Origin of the sequence: Actinomyces sp. oral taxon 169, from assembly GCF_013394715.1 — a bacterium.
In the GTDB taxonomy this organism is placed as follows: domain Bacteria; phylum Actinomycetota; class Actinomycetes; order Actinomycetales; family Actinomycetaceae; genus Actinomyces.
Genome location: NZ_CP058259.1, coordinates 1,862,161 through 1,878,176, shown reverse-complemented (window position 1 = coordinate 1,878,176; position 16,016 = coordinate 1,862,161). Strand labels below are relative to the sequence as shown.

Below are 16,016 nucleotides of genomic sequence, written 5' to 3'. Positions count from 1 at the left end.
CGATGAGAACTCAGGATCAACCGTAACCTACGGTGGCGTAACCTGCGTGGTCGGTGGCGGTGACGGTCGTGTGCGATCCGGCTCACCGACCGGAGGGACGCGCCTCCAGGCCCCGGGGAAGCGGCAGGCGGCTGACCACCCGCAGGCGGCGCGTGGGACGAGTCATCGCCACATACAGGTCGCCCGCGCTGCGCTCACCGATCTCAGCGGGATCCACAAGCACCACGACGTCGAACTCCAGCCCCTTGGACAGCACCGGGTCGACCACCAGCAGCCGCGAACGCAGCACGTCGCCTCCCGGAGCCTCCATCGCGGCGGCCAGGTCCGGGTCCTGGCGCAGCAGCGCCTCAGTACGCCCGGGGGAGGGGCATATGACCGCGATGCGCCCGACGCCGGCCCCCACCTGCTCGTCCAGGCGGGCAGACTCCTGGGCGACGACCTCGCGCAGGAGGCTCGCCCAGGCATCGGGCTGGGCGCCCTGAGGGGACTGCGACAGATCGGTGACCTCCAGGCAGCCGGGCAGGTCGCGCACCGAGCGCACCGGGTAGACCGGCGGGTGGCCCAGATGCGTCACCGTCTCCTCGGCCGCCTCCATGATCGTGGCCGGCGTGCGGTAGCAGACGCTGAGGGCCTCCTCGCGCAGCGGGGTCGACCCTCCGCGCGAGCGCCCCGACTGCCGGCCCCGGCGCGAACGCGAACGGGCCCGGTGACGGGACTGCGACCGGGACCGGCCCTGGGCCTCCGCAGCATCCTCAGCCGACGCCGTCCCCAGGGCGGTGAGCACCTCGCCCCAGCTGCCCGGGGCGTGGGGGCCCGAGTACTGGGCCAGGTCCCCCACCACCGTGAAGGAGCGCACCGGGCAGCGACGCGCCAGCGCCCGCCACGCCATGGTGCCCAGCTCCTGAGCCTCATCGACGACGACGTGCCCGTAGGTCCACGTCCGATCCGCCCGGGCCCGCTCGGCCAGAGTCAGAGTCGGACCGCCCTGGGAGACCCGGTCGGCCAGCATCTCGGCACTGACCATCCCGCCGCCCAGCTCCTGAGACTCGATCGCCTGGGCCGCGTAGGCCACCAGGTCCTCACGGCGGCGGGCCTCCAGCCGGGCGCGCCGGGCCTGTGCGTCCTCACTGGGGCCCAACAGCTCAGCCAGCTCGTCAATGAGCGGGATGTCCGCCGCACTCAGAGCGCTCCCCGGCTCACGGCGCAGCAGCGCACGCTCCTGCTCGCTCAAGGAGGGCGCCACCTGCTCCAGGAGGGCGGGCCGGCTCCACAGCCGCTCCAGCAGCCCCTGGGGCGTCGTCGGCATCCAGCACAGGTTGATCTCCCGGCGGGCGTCACGGGCGGTACGGATGTCCTCGCGGATCCAGGCGCGCGTGTCAGCATCCGAGGCGTCCTGGTTCGTGGCCGCCGCGTACTGGTCGGTCAGACGCTCCAGCAGCCAGATCACGAATGCCTCGCGGGCCAGGTTGTGGGGCTTGCCGCCCCGACGGGCCCGTGAGGCCGCCTCACGCACGTCGTCGGGCTCCAGGGACAGGCGCACCCCCTGGACCTCGATCTCACGGGGAGCATCCGGGACGCGCTGCAGGCCCCGCACCGCCCGCTCCAGGGCCTTGACCCACAGGGAGCGCCCCTTGAGCTCGGCGACGCGCGCGTCCTCCTGGGCCGTGGCCCGCACCCCGGGAACCAGGTCGCCGATCGTCGTGGAGACCACCCCCGTCTCGCCCAGGGAGGGCAGCACCTGCTCCACGTAGCGCAGGAAGGTACGCGACGGCCCCACCAGAAGCACGCCGGAACGCTCCAGGCGCTCGCGCTCGGAGTAGAACAAGTAGGCCACCCGGTGCAGCGCCACCGCCGTCTTACCCGTCCCCGGGCCTCCCTGGACCACGAGCACACCCCGGCCCGAGGAGGTGACGACCCGGTCCTGCTCGGCCTGAATCGTGGCCACGATGTCACCCATGCGGCCGTCACGGGCGCTGGACATCGCGGCAATGAGCGCCCCCTCGCCCTGCAGGTCCCCGGCGGCCACAGCGGTCCCCGACGAACCGGACGGGACCTGGCCGGCCTCGAGGGCGGTCAGGTCCAGGACCTCGTCCTCCACCCCGAGCACCTGACGGGCCCGGGTGTCGATGTGCCGCCGGCGCACCAGCCCCATGGGCTCGGAGGCCGTGGCCTGGTAGAAGGCCCGGGCCAACGGGGCGCGCCAGTCCAGGATCACCTCACGGTGCTGGGCGTCCTGCAGACCGATGCGCCCCACGTAGTGGCGCCGCCCCCCGTCAGTGACCGGGGAGGAGCCGCCCATGCCCCTGCCAGAACCGGAGGCTGAGGTCGGGACCCGTCCGGAGGACCCCGAGTCCGACGCATCATCGGGCGAGGTGCTCATATCCATCCGTCCGAAGACCAGACGGTCCTCGACCCCCTCCAGGGAGGAGACCAGAGACGAGTAGTGCACGGCGTAGGCGTCCCGCTCCCCGCGGGACTGGTGGGTGCCGCTGACGCCCTGGGCCTCGGTGCGGGCCAGGGAGTGGCGGGCCTGAGCCAGCTGGCGGTCCAGCTCGCTGTAGGCGAGGTCGACGACGACCTGCTCACCGCGCATCTCGCGCTCGCGGACACTGCCCGCATCTTCCTCCGCCCGCGACGGCGTCTCCTGCTGGGAGTGCGGTGGGCGAGAGGGGATCGTCTGACTCACAAGGCCTCGCATCGGTTCTGGTTCTGGCAGGCATGCGCGCGGGGTGCACTGGCCGGCTCTGGTTGACGCTGACGGGTACTGGGGTCGGTGATGGCTTCAGTACGGTCGACCCATTATTCTCCTGCTGACGCCCCGACGGGGACGCCGAGGGCGAACAAGGCGCCCGAACCCGGCGCGGGCGGGAACATCGACAATCCAGAAGGTGTTGGCAGGAGTGCCCAGGACGCTAACCGCCGTTCCCGGGCACTCACCCGGACGAATCCTGATAAAACGCCGAATCGTCTCACTGGGCCGAGGACGCTCGACGTCGCTCGACCAGGAAGCGACTCAAACGGGAACGCTCCGGGTGCCGAACCCAGGCCATGCCCAGACCATGACCATTGCACGACACGGACACGCCCTCCCCGGCGCCGTCGGTCTCGCCCGCCCGTCACCTCGGGCGGCGAGCGCACCAACGGACCCATGCCACGGGAGGATGAACCAGACCAGACAGGAGGAGACGGGCTCGTGAGACCACTGTTCACCATCCAGCACCCCGCGGATCAGCCGATCTCCCCGAGGGTCCTCATCCACTACTTCGAGGGCGCCATGGACGCCGGCAACGCCGGCGCGCTGGCCGTCGACCAGCTGCTTATGACGCTCCCCAGCGAGCGTGTCGCCACCTTCGACATCGACGCCCTCGTGGACTACCGCGCCCGGCGTCCCACGATGACCTTCGTCCACAACAACTACTCCTCAGTCATCATGCCCGAGCTGGTCCTGGACCTCCTCCATGACGACGACGGCGAGGACGTCCTCCTGCTCCACGGCAGCGAGCCGGACTACCGCTGGGACGAGTTCGTCGGAGCCGTGGCCCACCTGGCCGTCTCCATGGGCGTGAGCCAGGCCGTCGGCATGAGCGGCATTCCCATGGCCGTGCCCCACACGCGCCCGACCTACGTGCACCATCACGGCAGCCAGCCCGACCTGCTGCCCAACCAGCCCGAGCTGTTCGGGCACGTCGAGCTGCCCGGGTCGATGTCGGCCTACCTCGAGCTGCGTCTGGGCGAGCTGGGCCTGGACTCTCGGGGAGTCTCGGCCGCGATCCCGCACTACGTGGCCCGCGACGAGTTCCCGCAGGGAGCCTCGGCGCTGCTGACCGCCGTCGTGCAGGCCACCGGCCTGGCGCTGCCGGTGGGGGACCTCGAGGCCGCCGCCAGCATCAACCGCGCCGAGATCAACGCCGAGGCCGCTCAGCAGCCGGAGGTCAGTGCCGTCGTCTCCGCCCTGGAGGCCCAGTACGACGCCATGGCCCCCAGGATCGCCATCGATGAGGTCGACACCTCCGCGCCGATCCTCAACCTGCCCAGCGCCGAGGAGATCGGCGCGCGCCTGGAGGCCTTCCTGGAGGCCAACGACTCCGGGGACCTGGGGCCCCAGGGCTGGAACCCCGGCCGCGGGGGCTGAACGGTACCGAGCGCCGCCAGCAGCCCGGACCGGCGCGGCCGGTCATTCGCCTCATGCGGGTCTAGCGGGCCCGGCCACCCTCTGGGCGCGGTAGCGCGGCGTCATCGAGCGACCAGGTGCGCACCGGCAGCGGCAGGCGGCGCACTGCGCGCTCGGCCTCCTCGAGCTCATCGGCTGTGAAAGGGTCCTGGCGGGCCACCAGCACCAGGTTGCCCCGGCGCCGGCCACGCGCCGCAGCGGGGTCGGCGACGATGAACACGCGGGAGGTGTCCCCGTCCAGGGCGCCGGCGAGTGTGGCGATCTCAGCGCCGGCCAGGGCACGCGGCATGGAGGCGGTGTTGACCAGCAGCAGTCCTCCTGGAGCCAGCGCCCTCAGGCAGGAGTCGAAGAACTCCCGGTTCCTGCAGGAGGCCGGCACGCTCCCACCATTGAACACGTCGCGCACCACGACGTCCCACTGGCCCGGCCGCAGCCCCGCCACCACCTCGGCGGCGTCGCCGACCCGGATCCGCAGCCTGGGGGACCGGGGCAGGTCGAACCAGGTCCGCACCTGGCTCGCGAGGATCTCATCGATCTCGACGGCGACCTGCTGGGAGCCGGGGCGGGTCACGTCCCACGCCCTGGCCAGGGCACAGCCCGCCCCGCCCAGGTGGAGCGCCCTGACGGGGCTGCCCTCGCCGAGCAGGGCCGAGAGCACCGCGTCCATCTGCTGGTGGTACTCGAAGTCAAGGTGGGAGGGGTCGCGCAGGTCCAAGAAGGAGGACTCCGCGCCGTCGAGCATGAGAAGGATCCCGGTGTCTCGCGCCACGAGCTCGGCCGTGGCCAGGGAAGTGTGCACCGGGCCTGGGGGCAGATCGGTCAGCGCCGGGGCCCCGGAGCTCCTGCGTCTACGTGTCACAGCCCCACGGTAGCCTGAGAGGAGCGCGGGCGGACTCCTCGGGGGCCGTCAGCCGGTGAGTCCGTCGCACTCGTTGAGGAGGTGGAGATGAGCAGAGCACCCCGTTCCCAGGCCGCGCGCCGGTCCTGGGGGGACGATGATTCCGCCACCCCCATCATCCACGTCGACATGGACGCCTTCTTCGCCTCGGTCGAGCTCCTCGAGCACCCCGAGCTGGCCGGCCGTCCCGTCATCGTCGGCGGCCGCGACGGCCGGGGCGTCGTCTCGGCCGCCTCCTACGAGGCCCGCGCCTTCGGCGTCTCCTCGGCGATGTCCATGGCCGAGGCCTCCCGCCGCTGCCCCCAGGCCGTGGTCCTGCCCGTGCGTCACGGCCTCTACTCCCAGGTCTCCGCCCAGGTCATGGCCGTCTTGGCCGAGGTCACCCCCGCCCTGGAGAAGGTAAGCATCGACGAGGCCTTCCTGGACGTGAGCGGGGCCAGGCGCCGCATGGGCTCGCCGGTGATCATCGGCCGCTGGATCCGCGCCGAGATACGCCGGCGAGTGGGCGTTCCGGCCTCGGTGGGCATCGCCTCCACCAAGTTCATCGCCAAGCTCGCCTCCTCCCACGCCAAACCTGACGGACTGCTCCTGGTGCCGGCCGCCTCCACGCAGGACTTCCTCAACGTGCTGCCGGTCGGGGCCCTGTGGGGTGTCGGCACCCGGACGCAGGAGGTCCTGGCCAGATGGGGGATCCAGGACGTACGCACCCTGGCGGAGACTGACGTACGCCACCTGGAGAGGATCCTTGGCCGGGCCGCCGGGCGCCACCTGCACGATCTGTCCCACGGCGTCGACCCCCGCCGGGTCGAGCCGGTGCGCGAGGAGAAGTCGGTGGGCACCGAGACCACCTTCTTCGAGAACCTCACCGACCGGGAGCACGCCCGGCGGGTTCTGCTGGACCAGACCCACCAGTGCGCCGCCCGCCTGCGCGCGGCGGACCGGCGCTGCCGGGTCGCCGTCCTCAAGGCCCGAGGGGCCGACTTCACCACCGTCACCCGCTCACGCACCCTGGCCACCCCCACCGACCTCGCCCAGGACATCTGGGAGACCGTCTCCTCGCTCTACTCCGCCCTGCCCACCCCGCCCGGTGGCTTCCGCCTCCTGGGGGTGCGGGTCGAGGGCCTGCTGCGCCCCGACGACGGCGTGCAACTCCTCCTGGACGAGGACCCGCGGCGCGGCGCCTCCGAGCGGGCCGCCGACGCCGTGCGCCGCAGGTGGGGAGCTCACGCAGTGGCCCCGGCCAGCCTCCTGTCAGGAGACGGCGCTACCGGGGCGCCGCCCGGGCAGGAGGGGCGAGGAGGGCGAGGTCGTCGTCCGTGACCCGGGCGCAGGAGCCTCCTGCGTCCCGGCCAACCTTCTCGGTGAGTTTCTCCTGAGCCCCCACAGCGCCTATCCTGGCAACTACGGCGCAGATCCCCGGCCCCGCCCGGAAGCAAGGAGCATGATGGCACTGTCAGAGCGAGAGCAGCAGGTCCTGCGAGACCTGGAATCGCAGCTCCATGAGGATGACCCCGAGCTGGCTCAGACCTTCCAGCGTGAGGAGCGTCGGCTCTCGCGGCCGTCGCCCCGCCATATCGGTGGCGGTGTGGCCCTGGTCCTGGTCGGTCTGGCGCTTCTCATCGCAGGGGTCTCAGTGCCCCACAGCCTCCTGTCTATCCTGCTGGGGGTCGCCGGCTTCCTCGTGGCCGTCGGCGGGGTCGCACTGGCGCTGACCCGGGTCGAGAGCGCCTCGAGCCCGCGTCGCCCCGCGGGAGGTCGAGGCGGGCCCGCCACGAGCGGGAACAGCGGGAAGAAGCGTTCCTCCTTCATGGATCGCCAGTCAGAGCGCTGGGATCGCCGTCGCGACTCAGAGGACTGACCGGCCCGCATCCCCCGAGCCTCCCCACTCCTCTCCACCCACTCCCTCCTCTCCAGCCGCTCCACCCCACCCGCGCCCCTGCAGCGGCGCCGGCGCACGCCGATCCCCACATCTCTCCACCGCCCCCACTTCCCTCCACCTCCACCTCTCTCCCGCCGGCACGGCTCCACAGGTCCTGTCTCCAACGCTCACCCGTTGCAGACAGGACCTGAGTATCTGCAGGCCCCGATCAGCCCTCGGCGGACCTCGCGACGCCGGGACACAATCCTGAGGATCCTAAGGAACGCCTTGAGTCTTAGAGAGCCGGCGCAAGAGCGGTGCAGCTCCGCTCCTACCTCCGCTCTGAGGCCCTGAACCCCAACCGAACCCTGCGTGCAGGCCGAGTGGACTCTGCTTTTTTCCTGGATGTCCACCACGCCGAGGAGAGTGGTGGTGAATGCCTCCCTCCACCTGTCCTCCACCTCCCTCCACTTCGCGTGAACAGGCAGTCAACTGCTGTGATTCCAACGAAAAGTCAGAGGTCTGGGGTGGTGGTGCCGTCGTTGGTGATACGGAGCTGTGATGCTCTCGAGGAGGAGGGGTGGGAGAAAAGGGAGGGAAGTGGAGTAGGGTGGGGTGCACGGGGTCGTCGAGGGGAAGGAGGTGGCTCATGTTCCTGGGGACGCATGCACCCAAGCTGGACGAGAAGGGCCGTCTCATCCTCCCGGCGAAGTTCCGTGAGGAGCTTGCGGGCGGCGTGGTTCTGACTCGAGGTCAGGAGCACTGCCTGTACGCATTCACCGCCGCCGAGTTCGAGCGCATGTACGCCCAGCTGCGTGAGGCCCCCCTCGCTCAGAAGCAGGCGCGTGACTACGTGCGCGTCATGCTCTCGGGAGCGGACTCGCAGATCCCGGACAAGCAGGGGCGTATCACGCTGCCGGCGCCACTGAGGGCCTACGCGGGCCTGAAGAAGGACCTGGCGGTGATCGGAGCCGGCGCCCGGGTGGAGATCTGGGACTCCGAGTCCTGGAGCACCTACCTGGCCGCCCAGGAACAGGTCTTCGCCGACACGGCCGAGGAGATCATCCCCGGCTTCTTCTGACGCTTCGACCTCTTCGACAACTGAACGAACCCGACGGACCGCACGCAGATGCCATCAGGGCTCTGGCGAACCATCTCGTGAGGTCTCCGCCCGATGTCGAGTCCGACGCCTCTTCCCCGGCGCCGGAACCACGGGAGGAGTCCTGGCGAGATGGTCGCCCCGCCCGGTGCGCCGGGGAGGGGCGGATGTCGAGGGCTCGTCAGTAACTGACAACCAGCCGGGTACCCGAACCGGGGCCGGGCCAGCACCAGAAAGGAGCACGCCACATGACCAGCTCGCAGGCGCAGGCATCCGCTGCCGACGCCGTCGGCCGGCACAAGCCGGTGCTCCTGGAGCGCTGCCTGGACCTGCTCGCACCCGCCATCGAGGGCGCTGCCGGCAGCGCAGCGGCGCCCGGCTCGGCCCAGCCGGTCATGATCGACTGCACCCTGGGCATGGGGGGCCACACCGAGGCGGCGCTCGAGCGCTTCGCGACCCTCAAGGTCGTGGGCATCGACCGCGACCCCGAGGCGATCGCACTGGCCTCGGCGCGCCTGGCCCGCTTCGGGGACCGCTTCGTTGCGGTTCAGGCGACCTACGACGCCGTCAGCCGGGTGGCTCATGAGCACTCCGTTCGTGCGGAGGGGACCGTGGACGCCGTCCTCATGGACCTGGGGGTCTCCTCCCTCCAGCTCGACGAGGCCTCGCGGGGCTTCTCCTACGCCCGTCCGGCGCCTCTCGACATGCGTATGGACCAGGGCTCAGGAATGACCGCCCAGGACCTGCTGGAGCATGCCGACGCCGCTGAGCTCACCCGCATCCTGCGTACCTACGGCGAGGAGCGCTTCGCCTCCCGCATCGCCGCCGCCATCGTGCGTCGCCGCGAGTCCGGGGATCCGGTGACCAGTACCCAGGACCTGGCCGAGCTCGTCCGTCAGTCCGTGCCCGCACCGGCGCGCCGCAGCGGCGGGCACCCGGCCAAACGGACCTTCCAGGCGCTGCGCATCGCCGTCAACGCCGAGCTCGACGTTCTGGAGCGGGCCGTGCCCCGGGCTCTCAACAGCCTGCGCGTGGGAGGGCGCCTGGTGGTTGAGTCCTACCAGTCCCTGGAGGACCGCATCGTCAAGCGGGCGCTGGCCCACGGGGCCACCTCCCGGGCACCCCAGGACCTGCCGGTCGTTCCCGAGGCGGACCGCCCTTACCTGGAGCTGCTCACCAGCGGCGCGGAGAAGGCCGACGCCCGCGAGCTCGACCACAACCCCCGCTCAGCACCGGTGCGACTGCGGGCAGCCGTCCGCCTGCGTCCGGCCGACCAGGCCCCTTCGCCAGAGGCCTCTGCTCCCGCCGGCGGTCGAGGACGGGACCCCGGGCGCCGGAGCGGTCAACGCACCGCGCGTCGTCGCCACCGCAGCTAGGCGGCCCAGCCCGCCCCAGACGCCGGCGGACCGCCCCAGGCGGTCAACGATCCCACTGCACCATCGTCCATCCACACCAGTCCAACTACGCACAGGGAAGGCACATTGATGAGCGCCACTGCTACTGCTCGAGTCACCCGCCCGATTGCGACGCGGCGCACCGCCCAGGCAAGTGGTTCCACCAGCACCCAGGGGCGCGCGGAGGCGGGCGCCGTCAACCGGCCCCAGCTGCGCGTCGTCAGTGGCGCCTCCCGGGCGGCCTCGTCCTCCCTTCCCTTCCTGACCGTCATCATCCTCGTGCTGGCTGGCGCTCTCATCACCTCGATGCTTCTCAACGCCAAGATGGCCGACACCGCCTACCGGATGAAGGAGAAGCAGATCGAGCTCAACGTCGCCGAGGACCACGTCGAGACGCTGCGCACCCAGGTTCAGGAGGCCTCGGCGCCCGATGCGCTGGCCGGCCGAGCCAAGGAACTCGGGATGGTGCCCGCCGCCGCCCCCGGCGTCGTCGACGTCAACAAGGGGCAGCTCACGGAGGGGACCCCCGCCCACGCCGCCAAGAGCGGGAAGTAGGCGCCTGTGAATCCCTCGCGTCGTCAGGCGCTCCAGCTCGGAGGACTGCTCATGTTCACCGCACTGGCCGGGCGCACCGTCTACGTTCAGGCAATCGAGGGGCCCGAGCTGGCTGAGAAGGCGAAGGCCGAGCGCACGGTCACCTGGGTCAACCGAGCCCCCCGAGGCGACATCACCGGGCGCGACGGCACCGTCCTGGCCTCCTCGGCGGTCAGCTACGACGTTGGCGTCAACCAGTCCGCCATCGCCCAGTACGAGCGCACCGAGATGCGACTCAACGAGTCCACCGGCGCCAACGAGAAGGTCGTCGTCGACTACGGGGCGACGGCGGTCGCGGCCCAGCTCGCCCCGATCCTCGACGTCGACCCCCTGGAGCTGGGAGCCAAGCTCGTGGGAAATCGGAGCTACGAGGTCATCGCCCAGGAGGTCTCTCCTGACACCTGGCGCAAGATCAAGGCCCTGGACATCCCCGGGGTCGAGCCCGACCAGCGCACCCGACGCACCTACCCGGCCGGAACCGTGGCCGGCAACGTCCTGGGCTTCACCCACGAGGGCGAGCACAACCGCGAGCTCATCGGGGCGGCCGGGCTGGAGCTGACCCAGAACAAGGTCTTGACAGGAACCGACGGCAAGGGCAGTGAGGAGGTCGGGCGCAGCGGCGTCATCATCCCCACCGGTGAGCAGGAGGATGAACCGGCCAGACCCGGCGCCACGGTGCGCACCACCCTCAATCCCGACCTGCAGTCCATCGCCCAGGAGACCATCGACAAGACAGTGGCCGCCCAGCACGCGGACTGGGGCATCGTCATGGCCATGGAGCCGGCCACAGGCAAGGTCGTGGTCCTGGCCGACTCCAACTCGGTCGACCCCTCCGACCCCTCGGCCACCTCCGAGGAGAACCGCACCGCCCGCAGCGTCCAGGCCGTCTTCGAGCCCGGAAGCGTCGGCAAGGTCGTCACCTTCGCCACCGCTCTGGAGGAGGGCGTCATCAAGCCCGAGGACACCTGGACCATCCCCTACACCTGGACCTCGGCCAGCGGGCAGACCTTCAAGGACTCCCACGAGCACGAGACCCAGACCATGACCACCGCCGGGGTCCTGGCGGAGTCCTCCAACGTCGGCACCGTGCAGATCGGCGAGAAGCTCGCCGACGACGTCCGCTACAACTACATGAAGCGCTTCGGCTGGGGGCAGGCCACGGGCATCGAGATGCCGGCAGAGTCCGACGGCATCCTCTACCCGCCCAGCTCCTGGGACGACCGCACCCGTTACACCACGATGTTCGGGCAGGGCGTGGCCGGCACCACCCTCCAGTCCCTCCAGGTGCTGGCCACCGTGGCCAACAAGGGCGTGCGCGTGGCCCCACGCGTCATCGACGCCTGGATCGACGCCAACGGCAAGGAGACCCCTCAGGACCGCCCCGAGGGGGTGCGGGTCATCTCCGAGACGACGGCCAAGACCCTCACCGAGATGCTCATCGGCGTCACCCAGGAGGGCGGCACCGCGGAGTCGGCCTCCATCAATGGCTACCTGGTGGCCGGTAAGACCGGAACCACCGAGATCCTCACCGACGACTCCACCGTGGCCTCCTTCGTCGGCTTCCTGCCGGCTCGCGACCCGGTGCTGGCGATCGCGGTCATCGTCAACCGCCCCGAGGGGATCTACGGAGGCACCGTTGCCGCCCCCGTCTTCCGGGAGGTGGCGCTGGCCGCCATGCAGGCGCTCAACATCGCCCCGGACCCCAGCGTCGTGGCGGCTCGGGCAGCTCGCAACGGGGCCGGAGGAGAGAGGGACGCGAATCAGTGAGGACGCCTATGGGTAGATGAGCGTGACCACCAGCACCTCGGCGAAGTGGGCCGGAGGGGCTCTTGTGGAACATCGACAGTGGAAGGTCGCGATAGATTGAGGAACTATGAGCAACCACGCCTACGAGTCGGCCGCCGCCCTACGGCCGAGCTCCAATGGTCCCATCCCCATCAGCACCTTGTGCGAGCGCTTCTCCCTGGCTCCCGCCTCGGCTGAGGACGCCGCGGCCCTCAACGACCTGAGCATCCTGGGGGTCAGCGTCGACTCCGCTGACACCGCCCCGGGTGAGCTCTTCGTGGGACTGCCCGGCTTCACCGTCCACGGCGCCCGCTTCGCCGCGCAGGCCGTCGCCTCCGGTGCCGTTGCCGTCCTGACCGATGCCGACGGCGCCCAGATCGTCCGCCAGACGGCTCCCGGCACCCCCACCCTCGTGCACAGCGACCCCCGCGCCGTCGTCGGCCCCCTGAGCGCCGAGGTCTACCACCACCCGGCGCGCGGCCTGGTCACCACCGCCGTGACCGGAACCAACGGCAAGACGACCACCGCCTACTTCCTCGACGCCATCCTGTCCGCCCACGTCGGCGGCTGCATGGTGGCCGGAACCGTTGAGCTGCGCGTGGGGGAGCGCTCCGTGGAGTCCCCGCGCACCACCGTCGAGGCCCCCGTCCTGCAGCGGATGATGGCCCTGGCCGTGGAGGACAAGGTCGGCGCCGCCTCCCTGGAGGCCTCCAGCCACGCCATCGTCCTGCACCGGCTCGATGGGATTGTCGTCGACGTCGCCGGCTTCACCAACCTCCAGCGCGACCACCTCGACTTCCACAAGACCATGGAGGGCTACCTGGAGGCCAAGGCGCAGCTGTTCACCCCCGAGCACGCCCGCCGCGGCGTGGTCTGCGTCGACGACCAGTGGGGCGCGACCCTGGCCGCCGAGGCCCCCATCGAGATCGACCGCGTGCGCGCCTACCCCGGTGACACTCCCGCCGACTGGTGGGTCAGCGACGCCGCCGTCTCCCTGACCGACTCAGCCACCACCTTCACCCTCCACGGGCCCGACGGCGAGAAGATCGAGGCCTCCTGCCCGCTTCCCGGACTCGTCAACGTGCAGAACGCCGCCCTGGCCCTGGTCATGGCCATCCGTGCCGGGGTGCCCGCCGCCACGGCCGCCACGGCCCTGGCCGGCGCCCACAACATCCCCGGCCGCATGCAGCGCATCAGCCAGCGTGACGGCCGACGCGGCCTGTGCATCGTCGACTTCGCTCACACCCCCGATGCCATGGAGCTGGCCCTCAAGGCCGTGCGCCCCATCACCCCGGGGCGCCTCATCGTGGTCTTCGGCTCCGACGGCGACCGCGACCAGGGCAAGCGGCCCATGCTGGGCGAGGTGTGCGCACGCCTGGCCGACGTTCTGGTCGTCACCGACGAGAACCCCCGCAGCGAGGACCCCCAGCTCATCCGCAACGCCATCCTCGAGGGGGTGCGCGGCGTACGCCCCGACCTGACGGACGTCGAGGAGATCACCACCTGGCGCGGCGACGCCGTGCGCCGGGGCGTCGAGCTGTGCGGACCCGACGACACCGTCATCGTCACCGGGAAGGGCCACGAGCCCTTCCTGGAGATGGCCGGAGAGTTCATCCGCTACAACGACGCGCCCGTGATGGCTGAGGCCGTCGAGGAGAAATGGGGACGGGCATGAGGCTCAGCCTGAGTCAGATCGCGGCCGCCGTCGGCGGCAGGCTCATCGGCCCGGACGCGCCGGTGACCGGACCGGTCGTCACCGACTCCCGCCAGGCCGCCGAGGGCTCACTGTTCGTCGCCGTACACGGCGAGCGCACCGACGGACACGCCCACCTGGGATCGGCCCGCGCCCTGGGCGCCGTCGGCGCCATCGTCTCCGACCTGGAGGCCGCCCGCAGCGGACTGTCCCAGGGGCAGGCCGAGGAGGCGTCCATAGGGCTCGTCCTCGTGGAGGACACCGTGGCGGCTCTCGGCGCGCTGGCCCGCACCCACCTGGAGGCACTGCGCCAAGCGGCAGCCGAGCAAGGCGAGCGTCTCACCGTGGTGGCGATGACCGGCTCGGTGGGCAAGACCACCACCAAGGACCTCACCCGCCAGCTCCTGGCCGCCTCCGGCCCCACGGTGGCGCCCCGGGCCAGCTTCAACAACGAGATCGGTCTGCCGCTGACCGTGCTGGAGGCCGACGAGTCCACCCGCTACCTCGTCCTGGAGATGGGAGCCTCCGGACCCGGCCACATCGCCTACCTCACCGACATCGCCCCCCTGGACGCGGCCGGGGTCCTCATGATCGGCCACGCCCACATGGGCGGGTTCGGCTCCATCGAGGGAGTCGCTGCTGCCAAGGCGGAGATCATCGCCGGCCTGCGGCCCGAGGGAATCGCCATCCTCAACGCCGACGACGCCCGCGCCGCCGCCATGGCCGAGCTCGCACCGGCACGCGTCCTGACCTTCTCCGCCCGGGGGCGACAGGCCGACCTGAGGGCCGAGAACGTGGACCTGGACGCGGCCGCCCGAGCTGCCTTCGACCTCCACCTGCCCGGTCTCGCCGAGCCCTGCCGCGTCCACCTGGCCGTGGCCGGCGTGCACAACGTGTCCAACGCCCTGGCCGCCGCGGGCCTGGCCCTGGCCGCGGGTATCGCCCCTGAGCTCATCGCCGAGAGACTCGGCTCGGTGAGCATCGAGAGCCCCCACCGGATGGATATTTCGGAACTCAGTGGTGATCTTCTCCTTATCGACGACTCCTACAACGCCAACATCGACTCCATGACGGCGGCGCTGGCGGTGCTGCCGGCTCTGGCGGGGGAGCGACGTCGCGTCGTCGTGATTTCCGAGATGCTCGAGCTGGGGGAGTCCTCTGCGGCCGATCACGCGCGCACCGGCGAGCTCGCGGCCCAAGCGGGAGCCGCTATGCTCATCGGCATCGGCTCCACCCAGGAGGCACTCGAGGCGGCCGGGGCGCGAGGGGTCGAGGTCGTCGGTTTTGATGATGCCGCGACCGCCATCTCCCAGATCGACGCCCTGCTCTGCGACGGCGACGCCGTCCTGGTCAAGGGCTCCAACGGCTCGGGCGCCTGGCGCCTGGCCGACCACCTCAAGGAGGTTCGTCCCCGATGACCGCCATCCTCATCTCCGGCGTGGTCGGACTGGTGGGCACCCTGCTGGGGACCCCCCTGCTCATCCGCTACCTCCACGCCAAGGAGTACGGACAGTTCATCCGCCAGGACGGCCCCCAGGGACACTTCACCAAGCGCGGCACGCCGACCATGGGCGGTCTCGTCATCATCATCTCCACCGTCCTGGGCTACACCCTGGCCAATCTCAGCCAGCTGCGCACGCCGCGCGCCTCTGGGGTCCTGCTGCTCTTCCTCGTCGTCGGGCTCGGGCTCATCGGATTCCTGGACGACTTCGAGAAGATCTCCAAGCAGCGCTCGCTGGGGCTGAGGGCCTGGCAGAAGATCGTGGGGCAGGCGCTCATCGGCATCGGATTCTCGGTGGCGGCCCTGCACTTCGCGGACCGCAACGGACTGACCCCCGCCTCCACCCGGATCTCCTTCGCCCGGGACTCGGCGATCAACCTGGCCTTCGCCGGCAGTGTCGTCGGGCTCATCCTGTTCATCCTGTGGGCCAACTTCCTCATCACCGCCTGGTCGAACGCCGTCAACCTCACCGACGGGCTCGACGGACTGGCCGCCGGTGCCTCGGCCATGGTCTTCGGCGCCTACACGCTCATCGGCGTGTGGCAGACCAACCAGTCCTGCAACTACGGCCACGAGACCATGGTCCCCACCACCTGCTACCAGGTCAGGGACCCACGAGACCTGGCCATGATCGCCGCCGCCCTCATGGGGGCCTGCTTCGGCTTCCTGTGGTGGAACGCCTCACCGGCCAAGATCTTCATGGGCGACACCGGGTCCCTGGCTCTGGGAGGGGCGGTCGCCGGACTGTCGATCCTGACCCGGACCGAGTTCCTGGCCGTCATCCTGGGCGGGCTGTTCCTGGCCGAGGTCATGAGCGACATCATCCAGATCGTCTCATTCAAGTCGACAGGCCGACGCGTCTTCCGCATGGCTCCACTGCATCACCACTTCGAACTGGGAGGATGGACCGAGGTCAACGTGGTGATCCGCTTCTGGATCATCGCCGGCCTGTGCGTCATCGCGGGACTCGGAATCTTCTACGCCGAGTACCTGCGCCAGCTCATCTTCGGATGAGCCAGAACG

The 16,016-nt window shown here is 70.7% G+C and carries 12 protein-coding genes; 10 read left to right on the top strand and 2 right to left on the bottom strand.

The features are described from left to right. Positions 1 to 82: 82 nt before the first annotated feature. Positions 83 to 2,698, bottom strand: a complete 2,616-nt coding sequence (locus tag HW274_RS08055) for an AAA family ATPase (RefSeq protein ID WP_185988543.1) — start codon at positions 2,696 to 2,698, stop codon at positions 83 to 85. A gap of 495 nt (positions 2,699 to 3,193) precedes the next feature. Between HW274_RS08055 and HW274_RS08050 the strand changes: the two genes are divergently transcribed. Then, complete coding sequence (locus HW274_RS08050; protein WP_010613651.1) at positions 3,194 to 4,132, top strand: PAC2 family protein; 939 nt, start codon at positions 3,194 to 3,196, stop codon at positions 4,130 to 4,132. Between the two features lie 61 nt (positions 4,133 to 4,193). On the opposite strand, the gene HW274_RS08045 is transcribed toward HW274_RS08050, so the two are convergent. Next, positions 4,194 to 5,030 carry a spermidine synthase gene (locus HW274_RS08045; RefSeq protein WP_260679030.1) on the bottom strand — a complete coding sequence of 279 codons (837 nt, stop codon included), beginning with the start codon at positions 5,028 to 5,030 and terminating at the stop codon, positions 4,194 to 4,196. An 87-nt stretch (positions 5,031 to 5,117) separates the two neighbouring features. Here HW274_RS08045 and dinB point away from each other — a divergent pair, with 87 nt between their 5' ends. The 9 genes from dinB to mraY all read left to right on the top strand — a co-directional run bounded on the left by dinB (position 5,118) and on the right by mraY (position 16,007). Beyond that, positions 5,118 to 6,389, top strand: coding sequence for a DNA polymerase IV (dinB, locus tag HW274_RS08040; protein ID WP_075253333.1), 1,272 nt, complete (start codon positions 5,118 to 5,120; stop codon positions 6,387 to 6,389). Positions 6,390 to 6,513: 124 nt separating this feature from the next. Further along, entirely contained in the window at positions 6,514 to 6,927 is a 414-nt protein-coding gene (locus tag HW274_RS08035; protein WP_075253334.1) for a DUF3040 domain-containing protein, read from the top strand. 649 nt (positions 6,928 to 7,576) lie between these two features. After that, positions 7,577 to 8,008 carry a division/cell wall cluster transcriptional repressor MraZ gene (gene mraZ, locus HW274_RS08030; RefSeq protein ID WP_003786301.1) on the top strand — a complete coding sequence of 144 codons (432 nt, stop codon included), beginning with the start codon at positions 7,577 to 7,579 and terminating at the stop codon, positions 8,006 to 8,008. A 266-nt stretch (positions 8,009 to 8,274) separates the two neighbouring features. Next, positions 8,275 to 9,402, top strand: a complete 1,128-nt coding sequence (rsmH, locus tag HW274_RS08025; protein ID WP_075253335.1) for a 16S rRNA (cytosine(1402)-N(4))-methyltransferase RsmH — start codon at positions 8,275 to 8,277, stop codon at positions 9,400 to 9,402. 108 nt (positions 9,403 to 9,510) lie between these two features. Continuing rightward, a complete protein-coding gene (locus HW274_RS08020) occupies positions 9,511 to 9,975 on the top strand; it encodes a hypothetical protein (protein WP_003786297.1) in 465 nt (154 codons plus the stop codon). A gap of 6 nt (positions 9,976 to 9,981) precedes the next feature. Next, entirely contained in the window at positions 9,982 to 11,781 is a 1,800-nt protein-coding gene (locus HW274_RS08015) for a penicillin-binding protein 2 (RefSeq protein ID WP_075253336.1), read from the top strand. Between the two features lie 106 nt (positions 11,782 to 11,887). Beyond that, positions 11,888 to 13,474 (top strand): UDP-N-acetylmuramoyl-L-alanyl-D-glutamate--2,6-diaminopimelate ligase, encoded by a 1,587-nt coding sequence (locus tag HW274_RS08010; protein ID WP_185988542.1) that lies wholly within the window; start codon positions 11,888 to 11,890, stop codon positions 13,472 to 13,474. Next, complete coding sequence (murF, locus tag HW274_RS08005; RefSeq protein ID WP_075253338.1) at positions 13,459 to 14,910, top strand: UDP-N-acetylmuramoyl-tripeptide--D-alanyl-D-alanine ligase; 1,452 nt, start codon at positions 13,459 to 13,461, stop codon at positions 14,908 to 14,910. The genes HW274_RS08010 and murF overlap by 16 nt, the downstream gene beginning before the upstream one ends. After that, entirely contained in the window at positions 14,907 to 16,007 is a 1,101-nt protein-coding gene (gene mraY, locus HW274_RS08000) for a phospho-N-acetylmuramoyl-pentapeptide-transferase (RefSeq protein ID WP_075253339.1), read from the top strand. Before murF ends, mraY begins: the two co-directional genes overlap by 4 nt. Positions 16,008 to 16,016: the final 9 nt, after the last annotated feature.